This is a genomic window from Limnohabitans sp. G3-2 (genome assembly GCF_002778275.1).
Lineage (GTDB): Bacteria > Pseudomonadota > Gammaproteobacteria > Burkholderiales > Burkholderiaceae_C > Limnohabitans_A.
The window spans coordinates 219,917-240,921 of the sequence record NZ_NESG01000006.1 but is presented as its reverse complement, the minus strand read 5'-3'; the positions used below and the strand labels follow the sequence as shown (position 1 = coordinate 240,921).

At 61.4% G+C, this 21,005-nt stretch carries 22 protein-coding genes, 1 tRNA gene and 1 riboswitch; of the genes, 12 read left to right on the top strand and 11 right to left on the bottom strand.

The genetic code is table 11. The features are described 5' to 3' along the window. Positions 1–9 precede the first annotated feature (9 nt). A tRNA-Gly gene (locus tag B9Z31_RS11510) sits at positions 10–83 on the top strand. Between the two features lie 50 nt (positions 84–133). Here the strand turns inward: B9Z31_RS11510 and B9Z31_RS11505 are convergent. After that, positions 134–775, bottom strand: coding sequence for a 3-oxoacid CoA-transferase subunit B (locus B9Z31_RS11505; protein ID WP_100119696.1), 642 nt, complete (start codon positions 773–775; stop codon positions 134–136). A 1-nt stretch (position 776) separates the two neighbouring features. Next, positions 777–1,484, bottom strand: a complete 708-nt coding sequence (locus B9Z31_RS11500) for a CoA transferase subunit A (RefSeq protein WP_100119695.1) — start codon at positions 1,482–1,484, stop codon at positions 777–779. Between the two features lie 351 nt (positions 1,485–1,835). Between B9Z31_RS11500 and B9Z31_RS11495 the strand changes: the two genes are divergently transcribed. Continuing rightward, the gene (locus B9Z31_RS11495) at positions 1,836–2,396 is read left to right on the top strand and encodes a PAS and helix-turn-helix domain-containing protein (RefSeq protein WP_100119694.1); all 561 of its coding nucleotides are present in this window, start codon (positions 1,836–1,838) and stop codon (positions 2,394–2,396) included. A gap of 17 nt (positions 2,397–2,413) precedes the next feature. Here the strand turns inward: B9Z31_RS11495 and B9Z31_RS11490 are convergent, their stop codons facing one another. The 5 genes from B9Z31_RS11490 to B9Z31_RS11470 all read right to left on the bottom strand — a co-directional run bounded on the left by B9Z31_RS11490 (position 2,414) and on the right by B9Z31_RS11470 (position 6,706). Further along, entirely contained in the window at positions 2,414–2,830 is a 417-nt protein-coding gene (locus tag B9Z31_RS11490) for a type II toxin-antitoxin system VapC family toxin (RefSeq protein ID WP_100119823.1), read from the bottom strand. Positions 2,831–2,838: 8 nt separating this feature from the next. Then, on the bottom strand, positions 2,839–3,069 hold the full coding sequence (locus B9Z31_RS11485; protein WP_100119693.1) for an antitoxin: 231 nt from the start codon (positions 3,067–3,069) through the stop codon (positions 2,839–2,841). Positions 3,070–3,126: 57 nt separating this feature from the next. Further along, a complete protein-coding gene (locus B9Z31_RS15635) occupies positions 3,127–5,454 on the bottom strand; it encodes an acyl-CoA dehydrogenase family protein (RefSeq protein WP_143473847.1) in 2,328 nt (775 codons plus the stop codon). Positions 5,455–5,511: 57 nt separating this feature from the next. Continuing rightward, on the bottom strand, positions 5,512–6,183 hold the full coding sequence (locus B9Z31_RS11475; RefSeq protein ID WP_100119691.1) for a nitroreductase: 672 nt from the start codon (positions 6,181–6,183) through the stop codon (positions 5,512–5,514). Positions 6,184–6,280: 97 nt separating this feature from the next. Further along, on the bottom strand, positions 6,281–6,706 hold the full coding sequence (locus tag B9Z31_RS11470) for a carboxymuconolactone decarboxylase family protein (RefSeq protein WP_100119690.1): 426 nt from the start codon (positions 6,704–6,706) through the stop codon (positions 6,281–6,283). 57 nt (positions 6,707–6,763) lie between these two features. Here B9Z31_RS11470 and B9Z31_RS11465 point away from each other — a divergent pair, with 57 nt between their 5' ends. Continuing rightward, positions 6,764–7,372 (top strand): peroxidase-related enzyme, encoded by a 609-nt coding sequence (locus B9Z31_RS11465; RefSeq protein WP_100119689.1) that lies wholly within the window; start codon positions 6,764–6,766, stop codon positions 7,370–7,372. Here the strand turns inward: B9Z31_RS11465 and B9Z31_RS11460 are convergent. Then, a complete protein-coding gene (locus tag B9Z31_RS11460) occupies positions 7,330–8,040 on the bottom strand; it encodes a TetR/AcrR family transcriptional regulator (RefSeq protein ID WP_233200926.1) in 711 nt (236 codons plus the stop codon). The genes B9Z31_RS11465 and B9Z31_RS11460 overlap by 43 nt on opposite strands. Positions 8,041–8,141: 101 nt before the next feature. Here B9Z31_RS11460 and B9Z31_RS11455 point away from each other — a divergent pair, with 101 nt between their 5' ends. Continuing rightward, a complete protein-coding gene (locus tag B9Z31_RS11455) occupies positions 8,142–9,038 on the top strand; it encodes a metal-dependent hydrolase (protein ID WP_100119688.1) in 897 nt (298 codons plus the stop codon). A gap of 43 nt (positions 9,039–9,081) precedes the next feature. On the opposite strand, the gene B9Z31_RS11450 is transcribed toward B9Z31_RS11455, so the two are convergent. Both B9Z31_RS11450 and B9Z31_RS11445 read right to left on the bottom strand, forming a co-directional pair. After that, complete coding sequence (locus tag B9Z31_RS11450) at positions 9,082–9,504, bottom strand: thioesterase family protein (protein ID WP_100119687.1); 423 nt, start codon at positions 9,502–9,504, stop codon at positions 9,082–9,084. A 10-nt stretch (positions 9,505–9,514) separates the two neighbouring features. Beyond that, positions 9,515–10,297 carry an SDR family oxidoreductase gene (locus B9Z31_RS11445; protein WP_100119686.1) on the bottom strand — a complete coding sequence of 261 codons (783 nt, stop codon included), beginning with the start codon at positions 10,295–10,297 and terminating at the stop codon, positions 9,515–9,517. Between the two features lie 151 nt (positions 10,298–10,448). Between B9Z31_RS11445 and B9Z31_RS11440 the strand changes: the two genes are divergently transcribed. The 7 genes from B9Z31_RS11440 to B9Z31_RS11410 all read left to right on the top strand — a co-directional run bounded on the left by B9Z31_RS11440 (position 10,449) and on the right by B9Z31_RS11410 (position 17,737). Then, positions 10,449–12,161, top strand: coding sequence for an electron transfer flavoprotein-ubiquinone oxidoreductase (locus tag B9Z31_RS11440; RefSeq protein ID WP_100119685.1), 1,713 nt, complete (start codon positions 10,449–10,451; stop codon positions 12,159–12,161). Between the two features lie 194 nt (positions 12,162–12,355). After that, positions 12,356–13,327 (top strand): TRAP transporter substrate-binding protein, encoded by a 972-nt coding sequence (locus tag B9Z31_RS11435; RefSeq protein ID WP_100119684.1) that lies wholly within the window; start codon positions 12,356–12,358, stop codon positions 13,325–13,327. Positions 13,328–13,401: 74 nt separating this feature from the next. Further along, positions 13,402–13,896, top strand: a complete 495-nt coding sequence (locus tag B9Z31_RS11430; RefSeq protein ID WP_100119683.1) for a TRAP transporter small permease — start codon at positions 13,402–13,404, stop codon at positions 13,894–13,896. Beyond that, positions 13,893–15,170 carry a TRAP transporter large permease gene (locus tag B9Z31_RS11425; protein WP_100119682.1) on the top strand — a complete coding sequence of 426 codons (1,278 nt, stop codon included), beginning with the start codon at positions 13,893–13,895 and terminating at the stop codon, positions 15,168–15,170. Before B9Z31_RS11430 ends, B9Z31_RS11425 begins: the two co-directional genes overlap by 4 nt. 66 nt (positions 15,171–15,236) lie before the next feature. After that, positions 15,237–15,608 (top strand): glycine cleavage system protein GcvH, encoded by a 372-nt coding sequence (gcvH, locus tag B9Z31_RS11420; protein WP_100119681.1) that lies wholly within the window; start codon positions 15,237–15,239, stop codon positions 15,606–15,608. 102 nt (positions 15,609–15,710) lie between these two features. Beyond that, positions 15,711–15,805, top strand: a riboswitch (glycine riboswitch). A 172-nt stretch (positions 15,806–15,977) separates the two neighbouring features. Then, positions 15,978–17,252 (top strand): D-amino acid dehydrogenase, encoded by a 1,275-nt coding sequence (locus B9Z31_RS11415; protein ID WP_100119680.1) that lies wholly within the window; start codon positions 15,978–15,980, stop codon positions 17,250–17,252. Between the two features lie 2 nt (positions 17,253–17,254). Continuing rightward, the gene (locus B9Z31_RS11410; protein ID WP_100119679.1) at positions 17,255–17,737 is read left to right on the top strand and encodes a GNAT family N-acetyltransferase; all 483 of its coding nucleotides are present in this window, start codon (positions 17,255–17,257) and stop codon (positions 17,735–17,737) included. Here the strand turns inward: B9Z31_RS11410 and B9Z31_RS11405 are convergent. Then, on the bottom strand, positions 17,718–18,878 hold the full coding sequence (locus tag B9Z31_RS11405; RefSeq protein WP_100119678.1) for a J domain-containing protein: 1,161 nt from the start codon (positions 18,876–18,878) through the stop codon (positions 17,718–17,720). The genes B9Z31_RS11410 and B9Z31_RS11405 overlap by 20 nt on opposite strands. 192 nt (positions 18,879–19,070) lie before the next feature. On the opposite strand from B9Z31_RS11405, the gene B9Z31_RS11400 reads away from it, so the two are divergent. After that, positions 19,071–20,996 carry a radical SAM protein gene (locus tag B9Z31_RS11400; protein ID WP_100119677.1) on the top strand — a complete coding sequence of 642 codons (1,926 nt, stop codon included), beginning with the start codon at positions 19,071–19,073 and terminating at the stop codon, positions 20,994–20,996. The last annotated feature ends 9 nt before the right edge of the window (positions 20,997–21,005 follow it).

The window sequence follows — 21,005 nt, the reverse complement described above, 5'->3', positions numbered from 1 at the left end:
CACACCTTCGCGGGTGTCGTTCAATGGTAGGACTCTTGCTTCCCAAGCAAATAACGTGGGTTCGATTCCCATCACCCGCTCCAAACAAAAAGGCCCCTCACGGGGCCTTTTCATTGGCAGTTTGAAGACCAGATCAGAAGATCAGCTTCACACCCGTCTTGGCCTGCAGCGCCTCAGGCGTCACGCCCGGGGCCAGCTCGACGACCTTGAGGCCCGCGTCGGTCACGTCCATCACGGCCAGGTCGGTGATGATGCGGTCGACCACGCCCTTGCCGGTCAGCGGCAGTGTGCACTCGGGCAGGATCTTCATGTCTTCGGTGCCGTCTTTCTTCTTGGCCACGTGTTCCATCAGGATGATCACGCGCTTGACGCCCGCCACCAAGTCCATCGCGCCGCCCATGCCCTTGACCATCTTGCCGGGGATCATCCAGTTGGCCAGATCGCCCTTGTCGGTGACTTGCATCGCGCCCAGGATGGACAGGTTGATCTTGCCGCCGCGGATCATGGCAAAGGACTGCTCGCTGCCAAAGATGGACGAGCCTTTGATGGTCGTCACGGTCTGCTTGCCCGCGTTGATGAGGTCGGCATCGACCTCGTCTTCGGTCGGAAACGGGCCAATGCCCAGCATGCCGTTTTCGCTCTGCAGCCAGACTTCCTTGTCGGCGGGCACAAAGTTGGCCACCAGCGTGGGGATGCCGATGCCCAGGTTCACATAAAAACCGTCTTCCAGTTCGTGGGCCGCACGGGCGGCCATTTGGTCTTGACTCCAGCTCATATCAGACTCCCGCCTTTTCAGTGATGGTGCGTTTCTCGATGCGCTTTTCAGGTTTCGTGTTGAGCACGATGCGGTGCACATAAATGCCGGGCAGGTGCACGCTGTCGGGGTGCATGTCGCCGGTTTCCACAATCTCTTCGACCTCGACCACGCAGATCTTGCCGGCCATGGCGACGGCGGGGTTGAAGTTGCGCGAGGTGTAACGGAACTGCAGGTTGCCGGACTTGTCGGCGCGGTGCGCTTTGACCAGCGCCACATCGGGCACCAAGGCACGCTCCATCACATAGGTCTCGCCATCGAACTCGCGCAGCTCTTTGCCTTCGGCCACCAAGGTGCCCACACCGGTCTTGGTGAAGAAGGCCGGGATGCCCGCACCGCCCGCACGCAGCTTCTCGGCCAGCGTGCCTTGGGGGGTGAATTCCAGGGCCAGCTCGCCCGCCAGGTACTGGCGCTCGAACTCTTTGTTCTCACCCACATAAGACGAAATCATCTTCTTGATCTGGCGGGTCTGCAGCAGCAAGCCCAAACCGAAATCGTCCACACCCGCGTTGTTGGAAATCGCGGTCAGGTTCTGCACACCGCTGTCGCGCAGGGCAGCAATGAGGGCTTCGGGGATGCCGCACAGGCCAAAACCGCCCACACCGATGAGTTGACCGTCAGCCACGATGCCCTTCAAGGCCTCGGCTGCGGAAGGAAAAATCTTGTTCACGCCAGTCTCCGGTAGAAGATGAAAGCGCTACGATACTACGTATTGGATTACGTAGTTTTTCGTAGTGGCTGGACCTGAGGCCGACGTCTTGGGCCCACCCTCATTCGGCCGCGGGGGCGGCCTCCTACAAAGATATGTTTTGGGACCAATCTCATTCGGTCGCGGGGGCGGCCTCCTACACGGATACGTTTTGGGGCCAAGCTCATTCGGCCGCGGGGGCGGCCTCCTACACGGATACGTTTTGGGACCAATCTCATTCGGCCGCGGGGGCGGCCTCCTACAAGGATGCGTCTTTGAGCCACCCTGAATCGGCCGTGGGCGTAACCGCCCACACAGAGGCGCAGCAACACCATGAACACCGACATCGACTACCGCCTCGCTTTTGACCTCGCCCCCATCGGCATGGTGCTTTCGCGCAACCGCACCATGGTCGACTGCAATCAGCGCGTGTGCGAGATGTTTGGCGTGCCCCGCGAACAACTGATTGGGCAGACCTTCCAGCTGCTCTACCCCAGCGCCGACGAGTACGAGCGCACCGGCCAGCGCATCACCCCCATCCTGAACGCCAAGGGCGTGTACGCCGACGACCGGGTGATGAAGCGCGTGGACGGCCGATTCAAGGGCGAGACTTTTTGGTGCCATGTGACGGGACGTGCGCTCAACCGCGACGCCCCACACGAAGCCGGCATCTGGACCTTTGAAGACCTCTCGGCCCGCAAACCGGTCAAAGCCGAGCTCACCGCCCGCGAACGCGAAGTCGCCGCCCACCTGATGGATGGCCTGACCAGCAAAGAGATTGGCAAAGCCCTGGGCATCAGCCACCGCACGGTCGAGATCTACCGCGTCAAGTTGATGCGCAAATACCAGGCCTCAGGGGCAGCGGATCTGATTCAGAAGTTGATGCGGGGGTGAGCCCACATCGGGTGAAATCAATCTGCAAGCGCCCAATTTTCGACCCGCAAACCCGGCACACGCTCGAACTCCCGGGTATTGTTGGTGACCAAAGTCCAGTCCTCTGCCAAGGCGTGGGCAGCCAGCCACAAGTCGTTGTTGCCAATCGGCAAGCCCTGCCGTTGCAAGATCGCGCGGATATTTCCATAGTGCTCTGCGGCAGCCATGGGCAAAGCACTCGGGCGAATCATCTGAACCAACTGGTCCAAGGTCGCCAAAGCACGATCACGGAATTGGCTTTTTTCTGCGCCAAAACGCAGCTCCCCCACCGTGATGGTCGACATGGCCAGCGTCTGCAGCGGCTGCTTTTCAAAACGGTGGCGTACGGCCAATGGCTGGCCTTTGGCAATGTAGATGCAAATGTTGGTGTCCAACAGATAGCGTTGGGCGCCCATGGCCAAGGTCAAAACCCCTCGCGTTCTTGCGGCGGAGTGTCTTGTCTGCCTTCTGCCATAAAGTCAGAAGGCAAACTGCTCAACAGGTCAAAAACGGCGGCGGCATGGGAAGGCACTTGCCGCAAAACGATGTCATTGCCCTGTCGAAAAATTTCAACTTGGTCGGCATCAAATCGAAACTCTTTGGGCAGACGAACTGCTTGGCTGTTGCCTGATTGAAAAATACGAGCCAATGCCATTCGCGCCTCCCCATTCGATGTATATACGGGAAGTATATACACCCCACCCCAATGCGTCTACCCCTCTGAATGGATCGTGGATGCCGCCACCCGCCGCAGGTGCTGCGCCACCCCACCAAACTGCTGCTCGATGACCGTGAGCCGCTTGAAGCCGTGGCCCACGGCCAGCTCGTCGGTCATGCCCATGCCGCCATGCAACTGCACCGCGCCCTGCCCCACCAGCCGCGCCGCACGCAGCACCGTGACATGGGCCGATGACACGCGCTCGGCGCGGCGTTCGGGGCGCTCGCCCAGCACATCGGCACAAGCGCCCACCGCCGCCGCGGCTTGCACCAGCGCCATGTACATGTCGGCCATGCGGTGTTGCAAAGCCTGGAAGGCCGCCAGGGGCTGGCCGAACTGTTTGCGCTGGCTGGTGTAGTTCAGCATGTCGCGCATCAAGGCTTGCATCACGCCCACGGCCTCGGCGCCTGCGGCCAGCGTGGCCGAGTCCCAAGCATGCGAGAGCGCTGACAGTGCATTGCCTTGGCCGATGATGGCCTGCACGGGCGTTTGCTCAAACGCCAATTCAGCTGCCCACGCGCCGTCAATCAGCCGAACATCGCGCCGCTGCACGCCGCTGGCTGCGGGGTCAAGCAGCGCGATGCGCAGCTGGCCTGCGTCGTCCCGTGCGCTCACCAGCCAGTGTGTAGCCCCGGGTGCGCCGCGCACCATGGCTTTGTGCCCACTGATGCGCCACTGGCCGTTCAGGTTGTGCAACCGGGTCTGCACGCGGCTCAAATCGCTGCGCCCTGCCGGCTCCAAAGCCGCCACGGCCACACGCACTTGGCCCTCGGCCAGGCCTTGCAGCAGCGCGTCGGCCGCCGGGTCGGCCAGCGCCTGCAGCAAGTTGGCGCCCAAGACGGCCGCGCTGCTGTAGGGCTCGGCCACCAAAGCCGCGCCCAGGGCCTGGCAGATCAGCAGCTGCTCGGGCAAACCACCGCCCATGCCGCCCAGATGTTCCGGCAGCGCTGCGCCCAAGAGACCCAACTCGTGCGCCAGGCCTTGCCACAGCGGCCCCATCGCCTCTGGTGTGGCGATCATGGGTGCGCGTTGGTCAAACGGTAATTTGTCTTGCAACCAACCTTGCAGACTGTCCACGAGCATGGCCTGCGTCTCGTCAAGCGGCAACACAGGCTCCACCACCTCGGCCCCCAGAATGTGGCGGGCAATCAGGTTGCGCTGCACTTCGTTGGTGCCGCCATAAATCGAGGCGGCGCGGTCGTTCAAATACGCCCGGGTCGCGAACACCGACTCTTCGGGCACAGGCAGCGCGTGGGCCGTGGCTTCTTCGATGGTCAGGCTGGTGCTGCCATAGGGGCCCGCAATGTCCAGGCCCAGCTCGGTCAGGTGTTGCTTGAGCTCGGTCGCCAGCACCTTGCCCATGGAGGGCGCAGCCGGCATCCAGCTGGGCTGCGTGCCGCCGCCAATGCGCGCGGTCAGCACCTGCTGCTCCCAAGCGTGCAAGGCGTCAATGCGGCACTGTGCGTTGGCCAAGCTCACGGCGATGTCTTCGTGTTCGGTGCCCGGCGCGCTTTGCGCAAAGGCCTCTTGCAAGGATTCGCGCAAGCGGGCCAGCCGGCCCCGCAGGAACGGCGCAGACGAGCCGCCCCGCTCATGCTCCAGCAAAAATTTGGCAATCGTCCAGCCCTGGTTCTCTTCGCCGATCAGCGCGTCAGCGGGCACACGGGCTTCGTCAAAAAAGACCTGGTTGAATTCGTGGTCGCCCGAGATGCTGATGATCGGCCGGATCTGGATACCCGGTTGGTTCAACTCGAACATCAAAAAGCTGATGCCTTGCTGGGGCTTGCCGCTGTTGTCGGTGCGCACCAGGCAAAACATGTGCGTGGCGCGGTGGGCGTGGGTGGTCCAGATTTTGGAGCCGTTGATCACCCACTCGTTGCCTTCGCGGCGGGCGCGGCATTGCAGCGATGCTAGGTCCGAACCCGACCCCGGCTCGCTGTAGCCCTGACACCAGTAGCTCTCACCGTTGCGGATGTCCGCGAGCCAACGCTCTTTTTGGGCCTGTGTGCCAAAGGCCACCAGCACGGGCGCGGCCATCACCAGCCCCAGGGGCGAGACTTTGGGGGCATCGGCCGCCGCCATCTCGCTGGCAAAAATGTCGTGCTGCCGGGGTGTCCAGCCGCAGCCCCCCCACTCGACTGGCCAATGTGGCGCAGCCCAGCCGCGCTTGGCCAGAACCCGCTGCCAGGGGATCCCGACTTCGTAGTCGGAAAAAATGCCCGAGGTGCGGTGCCCGCCCAAGCGAATCTCGTCGGTCAACTCGGCCGCCAAAAAGGCTCGCACCTCGTCACGAAAAGCCATCTCGTCTTTGCTCAAGTTCATGGGGTCTTCACTCCAAGCGTCCGTCGCCATCGCCCGATGGCCAATGAATAAAAAGGTTCAGAAGCCGACGTAACGCACAAAGTTGGCGGCGTCTTCGCGCACCGACTTGACGCTGTTGGCCACAAAGTCTTCGTCCGGGTAACCCATGGCGATGCAGATCATGATGTTCTGGTCGTCGGGGATGCCCGCGTGCTCGCGCACCACCGCCGACTGCATGATGCCTTGGCCGTTGATGACGCTGCCCAGGCCTCGCTCCCACGCGGCCAGCACCAAGGCGTGCGACAAAGCGCCCAGGTCAAACTGGCTGATGGCCGCAGGCTCGAGGTATTTGTCGTAGGTCAGCACCAGCGACACGGGCGCATCGAACTGCCGAAAACCGCGCATCACCCAATCGGTGCGCCGCTCTTTGTCGTCGCGGGCGATGCCCATGGCGTCGAACAGCTGGATGGCGATGTCGACTTGGCGCTTGCGGTGGATGCCCTCATAGGACTCTTTCATCGGAAAGTCGCGCTTGGGCGGCACGCCCTTGACCATGTTCTCGGTGTTGCCCCGGCGAATGCGGTCCAAGGGCTCGCCCGTGACCACATGCACATACCAAGGCTGGGTGTTCATGGACGAGGGCGACCACTTGGCCACCTCGATGATCTCTTCGATCACCTCACGGGGCACGGGTTTGGGCAGGTAGCCGCGAACGCTTTTTCGGGCCTTGATGAGTTCTGAAAATTCCATGGGGTTTGTCTCCTCATCCGAGAATCGGTGAAAAGCCCCAAGCCGTCAATGCAGCCCTGTTGCCTGCGTTACTCGCCCCGCCATGGCCCAAGCGCGCTCAGGCCATGGACTCGACCACTTCGGTGACGGAACGGAAGGCGTCGATGGCGGTCGGAAAGCCGCAGTACACGGTGGCGTGCAGCATCACTTCGCGCAACTCTTCGGGTGTGGCGCCGTTGTTGATGGCGCCGCGCACATGGGCTTTGAGCTCGTGCTGCTTGCCCTGGGCCGTGAGCATGGCCACGGTGATCAGGCTGCGGGTTTTCATGTCGAGACCCGGGCGCTGCCAGACATTGCCCCAGGCATTGGCCGTGATGAATTCCTGCATGGGCAGGGTGTAGTCGGTGGCGGCGCCCAGGGCGCGGTCCACGTACTCGGGGCCCATGACCTGGGTGCGGGTGGTCAGGCCCGCCTGGAAGGCGGCGTCATCAGGGTGGGCCTCGCGGGCTTGCGCAATGGGTGAACGTGCGGGTGTGTTGGACATGTCAGGCTCCTTGAAGTGGAGTGAGCATAATCAAAAGCATTGCAACCTGGAGACACCATGAGCACAGCGCCCACCCCGCGGTACCCCGCCCCCGAAATCCATGACCTGCCCGAAGACATCCAAGCCAAGGTGCTCGAAGTCCAAGAAAAAGCCGGTTTTGTGCCCAACGTCTTTCTGGCCTTGGCCCGCCGCCCGGCCGAGTGGCGCGCTTTTTTTGCCTACCACGACGCCCTGATGGTGCCCGAGTCGGTGGGGCGCGAGAGTGGCCTGACCAAAGGCGAGCGCGAGATGATCGTGACCACCACCAGCGCGGCCAACCACTGCCTGTATTGCGTGGTGGCGCACGGCGCCATCCTGCGCATCTACGAAAAGAAACCGCTGGTGGCCGATCAGGTGGCCATCAACCACCGCAAGGCCGACATCAGCCCGCGCCAGCGCGCCATGCTGGACTTTGCGATGAAGGTCTGCCAGCACTCCGACCAGGTCGAAGACGCCGACTTTGCCGCCCTGCACGCCCACGGCTTCAACGACGAGGACATCTGGGACATCGCAGCGATCACCGCCTTCTTTGGCCTCTCCAACCGCATGGCCAGCTTCAGCGGCATGATGCCCAACCCCGAGTTTTATCTGATGGGCCGTGCGCCCAAAGCCAAACCCGCGGCCTGATCCGGCCGGGCCAACAAGGCCCAGGCCACCTGCACCAGCGCGTCTTCGAGCGCCGCTCCGCCCAAGAGCGGCGATTTTTCGAGGCTGGCGCTGCGCAAAGTGCCGATCACCGAGCGGCTGAGCACAAACAACTGTGCGGGCGATGGTGACTTCAAGGCCGGGTGGTTGATGCGCTCAAAGAAGATCGCCAAGCGATCGGCCACTTGGCGCACCACGCTGGCCGTCTCCTGGGGTTGCTCCATCACCCAGCCCAAGCGGATCAGGCTTTGGCTAAAGCCTTTACCGCTGGCAAAGCCCTGCAGCAAGATGCGCATCGCTTGCCGCAGCAGGTCTTGCGGATCCATCTGGGACACATCGGGCCGCAACTCGAGCGCCGCCAAGTATTGTTCCAGGGCTTGCAACACCATGTCTTGCCCTTTGGCCGCCATGGCCCGCACCAGCACCTCCTTGCTCGGAAAGTACTGGTACAGCGTGCCAATTGAAAAACCCGCAGCGGCGGCCACTTTGTTGGTGGTCAAACCGGCCTCGCCGTCCTTGTCCAAAATCTGAGCAGCCGCCTTGAACAAGGTTTGCATGGTTTGCTGGGCACGGGCTTGTGAAGGCTGGCGCCTGAGGCTCGGTGGGCCTTGCAGCGGCGCTGTTGCTTGATCGGGTTTCGGTCTGGGCATCGAAAAAACCTCTTCCAAAATGTGAGCAGATCGCGAGTTGCAAGGTCTTTGCAAAACATGAACAATGCTCAGATTCTGACCGATCTCCCAAAGCACACCCCATGAGCACCTACCCTGCAGCCCCCACCGAATTGACCGTTCGCCGACTCAGCGTGGACCTGAGCCAAGGTTTTTCTCGGCACTGGAACGGCGGTAATGCGTTTTTGACCGCCTATGCCAACGCCCTGTCCATGAGCTTCCCCGTGGGCGAGCAGTCCTTCATTGACGCGGTCAAGGCGGGCGCGAAAAACCTGCCGGACACGCCAGAAAACGCCGAACTCAAGCAGATCGCCAAGGGCTTTGTGGGCCAGGAAGCGACCCACCGCCACCTGCACGCGCTGTACAACGCCCACCTGGAAAAACAAGGGCTGGTCAACCACTGGGGCCCCCGCGCGGAGCGGCGACTGAAACAAGGCCGCGAAGAATTTTTCAGCAAAAGCGACAAAGGCTATTTGCACGAGCTGGCGATCACCGCCGCTTTTGAGCACTACACCTCAATCTTTGGTGACCTGACCCTGGACCGCCTGGACCAGCCAGGCGACTGGTTTGCCGGGGCCGAAGAGCCCCTCAAAACCTTGTGGCGCTGGCACGCGGCAGAAGAGTCCGAGCACAAATGCGTGGCCTTTGACCTGTACCAGCGCTTGGGCGGCAACCACGCCTGGCGCATGCGCTGGTTCTGGTACGTGACCATCCAGTTCAGCACCGACGTGCTGCGCCAAACCGTCAACAACCTCTGGCACGACAAGACGCTGTTCAAGCCGTCCACCTGGTGGTCGGCAGGCAAGTTTTTGTTCGGTCGCCACGGCATGGTTTGGCGCGTGGCCAAGCCCATCATGGCGTACACCCGCAAAGACTTCCACCCCATGCAAGTGGGCAGCGCGACGCTGTCACAAGACTGGCTGAACCAGCACGCCGACCAGTGGCGTGCGGTGGGCGGCACGGCGTCAACTGCGGCTTGAGGCCTTCGCGCACGGAGGTGCACTCCCACACCAGGGCGACAGCTCAGTCGCTGACCAAGGCCCGCATCCAGTCGGGCAGGGTCACGGCTTTTTGGTTCGGGAAATCCACCCAAATCGTGGTGGCGCCACCGGCGGCAAAGATCACTCCCGGCTGGTCGGTGCGCTCCAATGTGCACCAGCTCTCAAAGGTGGTGCGGCCCGGGTCACTCACAAACATCTTGGCCAAGATGTCGCCCGGAAACTCGAACTGTTTGTAGAAATTGCAAAACGCGTTCACGATGACCGGGCCCTGCCCTTGCGGGTTGACCTGACAACCGATGGCCTCAAACCAGTCGATGCGCAGCGTCTCCATGTAGCGGAAGTACACCGTGTTGTTGACATGGCCCATGGCGTCCATATCGCCCCAGCGGATGGGGATCACCAACTCAAACACTTGCTTTTTGTGCGCAGGCAGCTCCAGCTTCATGGCTTGGCCCTCACACCGCGAAGCCGTCGTCGGCCGACACCACCGCACCGTTGATGAAGTGGCTCTGGTCGCTGGCCAGCAGCATCAGCAAAGCGTCCAGGTCTTGCGGCTGGCCCACGCGCTTGCGCGGCAGCATGCTGATGAGCTTTTGGCCTTGCTCGGTCTGCCAGTGGTGGTGGTTGATCTCGGTGTCGATGTAGCCCGGGCAAATCGCGTTCACGTTGATGCCAAATTTGCCCCACTCCACCGCAAAAGCCTTGGTCATCTGGATCACGGCGGCCTTGCTCATGCAGTACACACCGATTTGCGGCAGCACCTTCAGGCCCGCCATCGAGGCGATGTTGATGATGCGCCCGCCCGTGAAGCTGCCCGGCGCCGAGCCCTTGGCCCTGGCCAGCATGCGTTTGCCCACCTCTTGCGCCACAAAAAACGCGCCGCGCACATTGGTGTTCATGATGAAGTCGTAGTCTTCTTCCGTCACGTCCTGGATGCGCTGGGTGGTGCTCACGCCCGAGTTGTTCACCAGAATGTCGATGCTGCCCATCTCGGTTTCGGCGTGCGCCACGGCCGCGGCAATGCTGTGGCGGTCGGTCACATCCATCTCGACCACATGGGCGTCGCCGCCCGCCGCTTCGATCTCGGCGCGCAGGTCCTTGAGCTTGTCCATGCGGCGACTGGCCAACACCACGCCCGCCCCTGCGGCGGCCAGTGTTCGGGCAAATTGCGCCCCCAAACCACCCGAAGCACCGGTGACCAAAGCCACGCGGCCCGACAAATCGATTTCATAAGCCATGACAACTCCTTCAAGATGGAAACCCCTGCGGGGCAAAACTGCTGACGCCATTGTGCGGGGCAAGCGGAAAAGAGCCGCATAAAATGAGTCACACGCCCGACACCCCCCGTGTCTGGACATTTGTTTTGACCCTTCCCTAGAAGAGACGTTCATGAGCCCCGAAGAAATCCTGAGCACTTACGGCCCCCGCGAATCCATGGAATACGACGTGGTCGTGGTCGGTGGCGGCCCTGGCGGCCTGTCCACAGCCATTCGGCTCAAACAACTGGCCGCTGAAAAAGGCCAGGACGTGTCGGTCGTGGTCCTGGAAAAAGGCGGCGAGCCCGGCGCGCACATTTTGTCCGGCGCGATCATGGACCCCAAGGCCCTGACCGAACTCTTTCCCAACTGGAAGGAACTGGGCGCGCCGCTCAATCAGCCCGTGACCGACGACGCCTGGAGCTTTTTGAGCGAAACCGGCGCCACCCGCACCCCCGGCATCTTTCTGCCCGAGTGCGCACAAAACCACGGCAACTACATCATCAGCCTGAGTAATTTCACCCGCTGGCTGGGCCAGCAGGCCGAGAATTTGGGCGTGGAAATCTTCCCCGGCTTCACCGCCGCCGAGGTGCTCTACAACGACGACGGCAGCGCGAACGGGGGTTTACCTTCGGTAAAGGGCGTGGCCACCGGCAATCTGGGCGTGGGCAAAGATGGCGAGCCCACCGACAACTTCCAGCTGGGCATGGAACTGCACGCCAAGTACACCGTGTTTGCCGAAGGCGCACGCGGCCATCTGGGCAAGCAGCTGATCGCCAAATACAAACTCGACGAAGGCCGTGACCCGCAGACCTACGGCATCGGCATCAAGGAAGTTTGGGAAATCGACCCCTCACGCCACACCCCTGGTTTTGTCATGCACACCGCCGGCTGGCCCATGAACAACGACACCTACGGCGGCGCTTTCATGTACCACATGGAAGACAACAAAATCGCCATCGGCTATGTGGTGGGCCTGGACTACGCCAACCCTTGGCTCAGCCCTTTTGAAGAATTCCAGCGCTGGAAAACCCACAACAACATCAAGTGGTACTTCACCAACGCCCAAGGCGAAGTCAATGCCAAGCGCATCGGCTACGGCGCCCGCGCCATCACGGCGGGCGGCCTGATGAGCCTGCCCAAGACCGTGTTCCCAGGCGGTGCCTTGGTCGGGTGTGACGCCGGTTATCTGAACGTCAGCCGCATCAAAGGCAGCCACGCCGCCATCAAGACCGGCATGCTGGCCGCCGAAGCCGCTTACGACGCGGTGGTGGCCGGTCGCCAGCATGATGAGTTGAGCGCCTACCCCGAAGCGTTTGAAGCCAGCTGGCTGCACACCGAACTCAACAAGTCCCGCAATTTCAAGACCTGGTTCAAGAAGGGCCTGACGGTGGCCACACTCATGAACGGCTTCGAGCAGTTCGTGCTGCGCGGCCACATTCCGTGGACACTGCGCCGCGACAAGGCCGACCACACCTATTTGAAGCCAGCGGCCGATTGCCCCAAGATCGACTACCCCAAGCCCGATGGCAAGCTGACCTTTGACCGCCTCTCGAGTGTTTTCATCAGCAACACCAACCACGAAGAAAACCAGCCGGCTCACCTGACGCTGAAAGACGCGTCGGTGCCCGTGGGCATCAACCTGGCGAAATACGCTGGCCCCGAGAGCCGCTACTGCCCAGCGGGGGTGTACGAGTACGTGAAAAACGAAGACAACTCGGACCGCCTGCAGATCAACGCGCAAAACTGCGTGCACTGCAAAACCTGCGACATCAAAGACCCGACGCAAAACATCGTTTGGGTCACGCCCGAGGGCGGCGGCGGGCCCAACTACACCGGCATGTGAGGCCGCCATCCCCCTCCAGAGGCCAAAATGGCCTCTTGGGGGTGGATCCCGCACCCTGCGGGTGCGTCACCTAGGCATCAGCACCCCCGCGAAAACCCGTAGGCCCAGCGCGCCACCCAGACCCCATAATCAAATTTGTATGACAAGTTGATGTCCAGCTTGTCGTCATCCACCCACCCACGAGGAGTTATCCCATGAAATTGAGCAAATTGATGTTGGGCCTGAGCTTGGCCATCGGCATCATGTCCACGGCATCTTCACAAACCGTCATGCGCAACAGCATTTCGGTGGGCCAAAACTCCCACCAAGGTGAAGCCATCGACACCCTGTCCAAAGAAGTCGAAAAGCGCACCAACGGTCGCATCAAGATTCAGAACTTCTACTCCGGCTCTTTGGGCGGCGAGCGCGAGTCCATTGAATCGGTGCAATTGGGCACCCAAGAATTGGCCACCACATCGACCGGCCCGGTCCCCAACTTTGTGCCCGAAGCGCGCATTCTGGACGTGCCCTTCTTGTTCCGTGACAAAGCACACGCACGCGCTGTGCTCGATGGCCCCATTGGCCAAGAGTTGCTGACCAAGTTCGACTCCAAAGGCTTCAAGGCTTTGGCCTGGGGTGAAAACGGCGTGCGCCACATGACCAACAGCAAGCGCCCTGTGAACCTGCCCGATGACCTCAAAGGTCTGAAGATGCGCACCATGGAAAACCCCGTGCACGTTGCGGCCTACAAAAGCTTGGGCATTGTGACCACACCGATGGCCTTCCCTGAAGTGTTCACCGCTTTGCAGCAAGGCACTGTGGACGGTCAAGAAAACCCCCTGTCGGTGATCATGGCCTCCAACTTTGACCAAGTGCAAAAGCACCTGACACTGACTGGCCACGTCTACTCACCCGTGGTGATCTTGATGAACAAGGGCTCGTTTGACAAGCTCAGCGCTGCCGACAAGCAAATCTTCCTCGACGCAGCCAAAGAGGCAGTCAAAGCCAACCGTGCACGCGTGGACAAAGACGATGCCAACGGCGTGGCTGAGCTGCGCAAAAAAGGCATGAACATCATCGAGAACGTCGACAAGACCAAGTTCATTGCCACCATGGCCCCGGCCATTGCCGAGTTTGAAAAGCAGTTCGGCAAAGCCAACCTGGACCGCATCCGCAACACCAAGTGATCTGAAGTGTGTGCAAACGCCCGACCAATCCCAGATTGGCGGGCGTTTTTTGATTTTGTCGTGAAGGATTTTTTATGCGCTCGCTCTATCTGAGCATGGAAAAGTGGACCACTGGGTTCTCCATGCTTGTAGCCTGCTTGATGTTGGCACTGGCATCCCTCTTGGGCATGCTGCAAATTTTCACCCGCTTTGTGCTCGAAGTTCCGGTGGAGTGGACAGAAGTGCTCATCCGCTTCAGCCTCATTTGGATGGTCTTCATGGGCATCCCCATGGCTTTCCGCCAGGGTGCGATGGTCAGCGTGGATGTGCTTTACCGCTGGAGCGGCCCGCGCATGAAAAAAGTCCTCGACACCGCCGTGGCTTTGGCCGCGCTCACCTTGGTCTGCATCATCCTTTGGTGGGGCTGGGACTACGCCAATCGCGGCAAGGTTCAGTCCATGATTGGCTTGGAAGACGTCTCCATGTTTTGGGCCTACATGGCTTTGCCTGTGGGCGCCTGTTTCAGCGTGATCAGCATCATCGGCAATTGGCTCGATCCCCAGCGCCTTGAATTGGAGACCGCACAATGAGCGTCGTCATGCTTTGCACCATGGTGCTGTGCTTTGCACTCACCATCTCCGTGGCCGTGTCCATTGGTTTGTCGGCGATTGTCGGCATCCAAATTGGCAACGCCAACATGCTCATCTCCGTCAAAGAGATGTTCAATTCGATCAACAAATTCCCGCTGGCCGCCATCCCCTTCTTCATTTTGGCGGGCAACATCATGGAAACCGGTGGCATCTCCCGCCGCCTGGTGGAGTTCGCCAAGAGCATCGTGGGTGGCGTGCAAGGCGGCTTGCCCATGACCTGCGTGCTGACCTGCATGATCTTTGCGGCCGTCTCGGGCTCGTCGGTGGCCACCACTTTTGCCATCGGCACCATCCTGATCCCAGCCCTCATCAAGCACGGCTACCCCACCACTTACGCGGCTTCTTTGCAAGCCACGTCGGCCGAGTTGGGCGTGATCATCCCGCCCTCGATCCCCATGATCTTGTACGGCGTCAGTGCCGAAGTGTCGATCGGTGAATTGTTCATTGCCGGTTTCGGCCCTGGCCTGTTCATTGGCTTGGCGCTGATGTTCTGGGTCTGGATCTATTGCAAATACAAAGGCTGGGGCAAGAACGACGGCGAGGGCCGGCTGAGCTTTGGCAAAGCCTCATGGCAAGCCGGTTGGGCGCTCATGATGCCTGTGATCATTCTGGGCGGCATCTACGGCGGGGTGTTCACCCCGACAGAGGCCTCAGCCGTGGCGGTGTTCTACGCCCTGATCGTCGGCACCGTGATTTACCGTGAGATCAAGCTGAAAGACTTGGCCATCATCATGCGCAAATCGGTGCTGTCCAGCGCGGTGATCATGTTCATCATTGCCAACGCGGGCTTGTTCGCTTTCCTCATCACCCGCGCGGGTGTGCCCGAAGCGATTGGCCACTGGTTGCAAGACGTGCTCAAGTCACCTGCTTACTTCTTGCTGGGTGTCAACGCCGCTTTGTTCCTCATTGGCATGTTCATCGAGACCAGCGCCGCCATCATCGTGCTGGCCCCGATCTTGGCCCCTGTGGCCATGCACTTCGGCATTGACCCGGTTCACTTTGGTCTGGTCATGGTGGTCAACCTGGCTTTGGGCATGATCACACCGCCTTTTGGGGTGAACCTCTTTGCGGCTTGTACGGTGGCGCGCATCTCGCTGGACCGCATCATCAAGGACTTGATCCCCTTTGTGCTGGTGATCCTGGTTTGCCTGATGGTGGTGACCTATGTGCCGGCCCTGTCCTTGACTTTGCGGGATCTGGTCTACGCCAAATAAAGCTAGAATTTCCCGCAATCTCACACCGCCTGGCCCTTTGAGGGCCAGGCTTTTTTATGGTTCAACATGTCCATCCAATACTCCGAAGACCACACCTGGCTAAAGCGCAATGACGATGGCCTGACCGCCACCATGGGCATCACCGTCCATGCCCAAGACACTTTGGGCGACATCGTGTTTGTGGATTTGCCCGACATCGGCAAAACTTTTGCGGCGCGAGAAGTGGCCGGGGTGGTGGAATCGGTCAAAGCCGCGGCCGACGTGCACATGCCTGCCGCAGGCGAAATCATCGAGGTCAATGAAGCCCTGCGCGGCGACCCCTCTTTGGCCAACTCCGACCCTTTGGGGGCCGGCTGGTTCTTCAAGGTCAAGCTGACCCAGCTGTCGGACCTGGACGCCTTGCACGACGAGGCCAGCTACCAGAAGTTCACCGACTGATTTTTTGTCTTGGGCCTGCCAGACTTGAATTCAGGCCGTAGAATCTGCAACACAGGGGCGACGCCGGTTTTGCAACCGTTGCCCCGAGTCGGAACCAGTCCGACGTTCACTGTGGGAGAGCTTGGGGGCCAACAGCCCTCAACGCCGAAGGAGCAACCACCCCGGAAACTCTCAGGCAAAAGGACCGTGGTGAACAAAGCACTCTGAAGAGCTGCCGGGATTCGTCCCCCGGCACACCGCAGGAGCAAGCCCCCAGCCTTTGTGGCTGCCGGGTGAATCTCTCAGGTTTCAAACAGAGGGGGTCGTTCTGCACACATGCGGTGTGCGGTGCGTCCATCCGTTTGAGACGTTTCACTGAGAGAAAATCCGATGAAAAATCCCATTGTCAAAAGACATATCGTTATTGTGGGCGGCGGTATCACGGGCGTCACCTCCGCCTACGCCCTGGCCCAGCAAGGCCTGCAAGTCACCCTGATCGAAAAAAACCGCTACCCCGGCATGGAGACGTCGTACGCCAACGGCGGCCAGCTGTCCGCCTCCAACGCCGAGGTCTGGACCCACCCGTCCACCCTCGTCAAGGGCCTCAAATGGATGCTCAAGAGCGATGCCCCTTTGCTCATGAACCCCGCGCCCACTTGGCACAAACTCAGCTGGATGGCCGAGTTCGTGGCCGCCATTCCCAAGTACAAAGACAACACCATTGCCACCGCCCAGTTGGCCATTCAATCGCGCGAGCACCACTTTGCCTGGGCCCAAGCAGAAGGCATCGACTTTGACCACAAGCGCGAAGGCATCTTGCACATCTACCGCGACAAAAAAGGCTTTGACCACGCAGGCGAAGTCTCCAAACTGCTGGCCCAAGGCGGCCTGCCCCGCCGCGCCGTGACGCCAGACGAGATGAAAGCCATCGAGCCGACCCTGCAAGGCCAGTACTACGGTGGTTACTTCACCGAAAGCGACTCGACAGGCGACATCCACAAGTTCACCTTTGGTTTGGCCAAAGCTTGCGAGCGCCTGGGGGTGAAGATCCTGACCGAGCACCAGGTGCTGAATGTCGCGTCCAATGGCCAAACCGCGACGGTGCAGGTGCAGCACCAAGGCCAGAGCGAGACCCTCAGCTTTGACAGCATCGTGATTTGCGCAGGCGTGCATGGGCGCAAACTGGCCGAGCAACTGGGCGACCGCTTGAACATCTACCCCGTCAAAGGCTATTCGATCACCGTGGGCTTGAACGACGCCACCAGCCAGGCCGCCGCACCGCAGGTGAGCCTGCTGGACGACGAAACCAAGCTGGTCACCAGCCGTTTGGGCACAGACCGTTTCCGCGTGGCGGGCACCGCCGAGTTCAACGGCATTGACCTGGACATCCGCGCCGACCGCATCAAGCCGCTGGTCAACTGGGTCAACCAATGCTTCCCCGGTGTGGACACCCGCCGTGTGGAGCCCTGGGCCGGTCTGCGCCCCATGATGCCCAACATGTTGCCGCGTGTGGGGGCAGGCAAGAAAGCCAATGTGTTCTACAACACCGGCCACGGCCACTTGGGCTGGACCTTGTCGGCCATCACGGCGCACCAATTGGCCGGCCATGTGATGGCTTCTGTGCAGGACAATGGGCGCTCCTTCCTGTCCCCTGCCCACGCCTGACCATGCCGCTTCACATCCTGCCCGTTGATTACCAGAACCCTGCACACCGCCAAGCCTTGGTGATGCTGCTGGACGCCTATGCCCAAGACCCGATGGGTGGGGGCGAAGCGCTGGCGCAGGATGTGAAAGCGCGGCTGTGCGATGACTTGGCCGCGCGCACCGATGCGGCCAGCTTCATCGCTTGGCTGGACGATGCGCCTGTGGGACTGGTCAACTGCATCGAGGGGTATTCGACCTTCAAAGCGCAGCCCCTGATGAACATCCACGACATCGCCGTGCTGCCGGGCCACCGAGGTGCGGGGGTCGGTCAGGCTTTGCTGGCCGCGGCCGAGCAACACGCCCAAGCGCGTGGCTGCTGCAAGCTCACACTGGAAGTGCTGACGGGCAACACGCGGGCCTTGAAGAGTTACCTCGGCTTTGGTTTTGAGCCCTATGCCCTGGACCCTGCGGCGGGCCAGGCCAGCTTCATGCAGAAGTGGCTTTAGCCAGCTGCCACTGCTCTTTCAGCCAGCGCTTGAGTTCGGCATCGTTCTCAATGCGGCGCAAATCCGATACCAAGCTTTCCGCGATGTGGCGCTGATCGGCCTGCAGGCGCTGCAGCGACTGGGCCATCACCGCCTCGTCCGCGTCGGCCCGCACGGGCACACACAACTCCCGGCTCAAGCGGCTTTGCAGTTGGTCCAGATCGTCTTCGAGTGCGGCGACTTGCTCTTTGAGCAAGACCGACATGGCCATCAATTTGTCATCGGCCATGCGGGCCGTACTTTGGGTGCCACCCTGCGTGACCTGCATTTGCAGGCGAAGCAAGGTGCTCAGGTCGTTTTTTTCATAGGCGGCGTTGACCTCGCTCATCCAACCGGTTTTGCGCAAGCGCTCTTGCGCATCGGGCTCGCGGTCGGGGTGAAGGGCGCTGGCCAGTTGCCGAAAAATGGTGCGGATGGCGCTTTTGGCGTCCAGCTCGCGCAGCACGGCGAGGGGCACGTCGCCTTTTTCAGAGGCTGCGCTTGTCTTTTGCGCCTGTTTTTGGGCTTTGCGGGCGGCACGCTTGGCCGCTTTGCGCGCCTCGTTCGCCTCTTGCTGCTGCTGCCACTGGCGCATGCCCGCCTGCATCATCTCTTCAGGTGTTTGGTATTGGCTGGGTTTGTTGAGCGGCTGGCCCAGCGCTTCTTCGATGCGCTCGCGCAGCAGCTGCGCCGCCTCGGCCTGCTCCTCGGCGGCTTCCTGCGTGTCTTCTTCGCTCACGTACAGCTCGGACAAAGCCTGCACTTGCGGGTCGGCGCTGGCCGACAGTTGCGCGATCAAGCCACGCACCAGCCCCCGGGCCATGCGCTGCTGGCGGTCGGTGAAGTCGCTGGTTTGCAAGCGTTCGTGCACAAACAGGAGCAAGCTTTTGCGGTGCACCTGCGCCTGCATCACCCATTCACGCAGGGCCTGAATGTGCCCATAGCGGTGCCGGTCCGACCAACTTTCCAGCCGCTGGATCTGGCCCGACAAGCGCTCAATCCTGGCCAACAAGTCGTTGAAGCGCTGCTGAGTGGCGGTGAGTGGGGCCTGTGCCGATGCCTGCACCATCAAGGCAGACAAAGGCAAGGCAGCGTCCAGAGGCGCTTCGGGCGAGGGGGTCATTTGGAAAAAGAGCGGAGACTTGTGGGCTGCTGGATGTTAACCCCCTGTGGAAGGCTGTCCTTGAGGGAAGCTGACTGCTTGCCCAGTGCAGAGGGCTGCCTGGCTTTTGTAGGAGGCCGCCCCTGCGGCCGAAGGGGGGAAGGTGGCTTGACCGTCGATAATCCCCCCACTGATCCGAAAACCGCTCGCCTGATGCCCAGCCCCACCCCATTCAAAGTGCTCAGCCTCATCCCGCCGATGACGCAGCTGAACACGCCCTACCCTTCAACGGCCTACCTGACGGGTTTTTTGCGTTCACGGGGTTTCGATGCGGTGCAAGAAGACTTGGCACTGGCCACCGTGCTGGCCTTGCTCAACCGCCAGGGGCTGACGGACTTGCGCGACGCGGCGCTGGCTCTGCCCGTCGAAGACCGCTCGGGCCCGGTGAACTTTTTCCTTGACCACTTTCATGACTACGCGGTCAGCATCGCGCCGGTGATCGCCTTTTTGCAAGGGCGCGACAGCACCCTGAGCCACCGCATTGCAGGCCGGGGCTTTTTACCCGAAGGCCCGCGCTTTGCGGCGCTCGACGCCTACGAAGACGACGGCACAGGCGACCCGATTGGCTGGGCCTTTGGCGCTTTGGGCCAGACCGACCGCGCCCGGCACCTGGCCACGCTGTACCTGAATGACCTGGCCGATGTGCTGCGTGACGCGGTGGACGAAGGCTTTGAGTTCGTGCGCTACGCCGAGCGCCTGGCCGCCAGCCAACCGAGCTTTGACGCGCTGGCCGAAGCGCTGGCGCAGCCGCCCAACCTGATCGACCGCACGCTGGAGCGCCTGGCGCTGCAGGCCGTGGCGCGGCACCAGCCCACATTGGTGCTGCTGTCGGTGCCCTTCCCCGGCTCGGTCTACGCGGCGTTTCGCATCGCCCAATGCATCAAGCGCTCGCACCCGCACATCCGCATGGCCCTGGGCGGCGGCTTTGTGAACACCGAGCTGCGCGAGCTCCAAGACGCCCGGGTCTTTGACCATGTGGATTTCGTGACCTTGGACGGCGGCGAGCGCCCTTTGCTGAGCCTGATCGAGCACCTGCAAGGCCAGCGCAGCGCTCAGCGCCTGCAGCGCACCTTCATCCAGAATGCCGCAGGCCTAGTGCAGTACATCAACTTGGCTGAGCCCGACATCCCCTTTGAAGACGTGGGCACACCCACTTGGGATGGCCTGCCGCTGCACCAATATTTGTCGCTGCTCGACATGCTCAACCCCATGAACCGGCTGTGGAGCGACGGGCGCTGGAACAAGCTCACGGTGGCGCACGGCTGCTACTGGAAGAAATGCAGCTTTTGCGACGTGAGCCTGGACTACATCAGCCGCTACGAGACCGCGCAGGCCAGCACCCTGGTGGACCGCATCGAACAAATCGTGGCCGAAACGGGCCAGACCGGCTTTCACTTTGTGGACGAAGCCGCGCCGCCCAAAGCCCTCAAGGCGCTGGCCGAGGAAATCCTGCGCCGGGGCGTGCAAATCTCGTGGTGGGGCAACATCCGCTTTGAGAAAACCTTCACGCCCGAGCTGTGCGAGCTGCTGGCCCAAAGCGGGTGTATTGCCATGTCGGGCGGGCTCGAAGTCGCGTCTGACCGCTTGCTGGCGCTGATGAAAAAAGGCGTCTCGGTCGAGCAGGTGGCGCAGGTCACCAAAGGCTTTGCCGATGCGGGCGTGCTGGTGCACGCCTACCTGATGTACGGCTTTCCCACACAAACCGTGCAGGACACGGTGGACGCGCTCGAATACGTGCGCCAGCTGTTTGAAAACGGCTGCATCCACAGCGGCTTTTTCCACCGCTTTGTCTGCACCGTGCATTCGCCCGTGGGCCAAAACCCCGAGGCCTATGGCGTGTCGTTGCTGCCCCTGCCCGAAGGCACGTTCGCCAAAAACGATGTGGGCTTCACCGATCCCACCCCCATGCCTGCGGGCGTGGACCACGACCTGCTGGGCCAGGGCCTGAAAAAAGCCATCTACAACTACATGCACGGCGTGGGCGTGGAGGCCGATGTGCGCCAGTGGTTTGAGCTGCCCAAAGGCCAGTGCCCCAAAACCACCGTGCCCCGACACAAGATCGCCAAGGCGCTGGGCTGATAGAGAAGC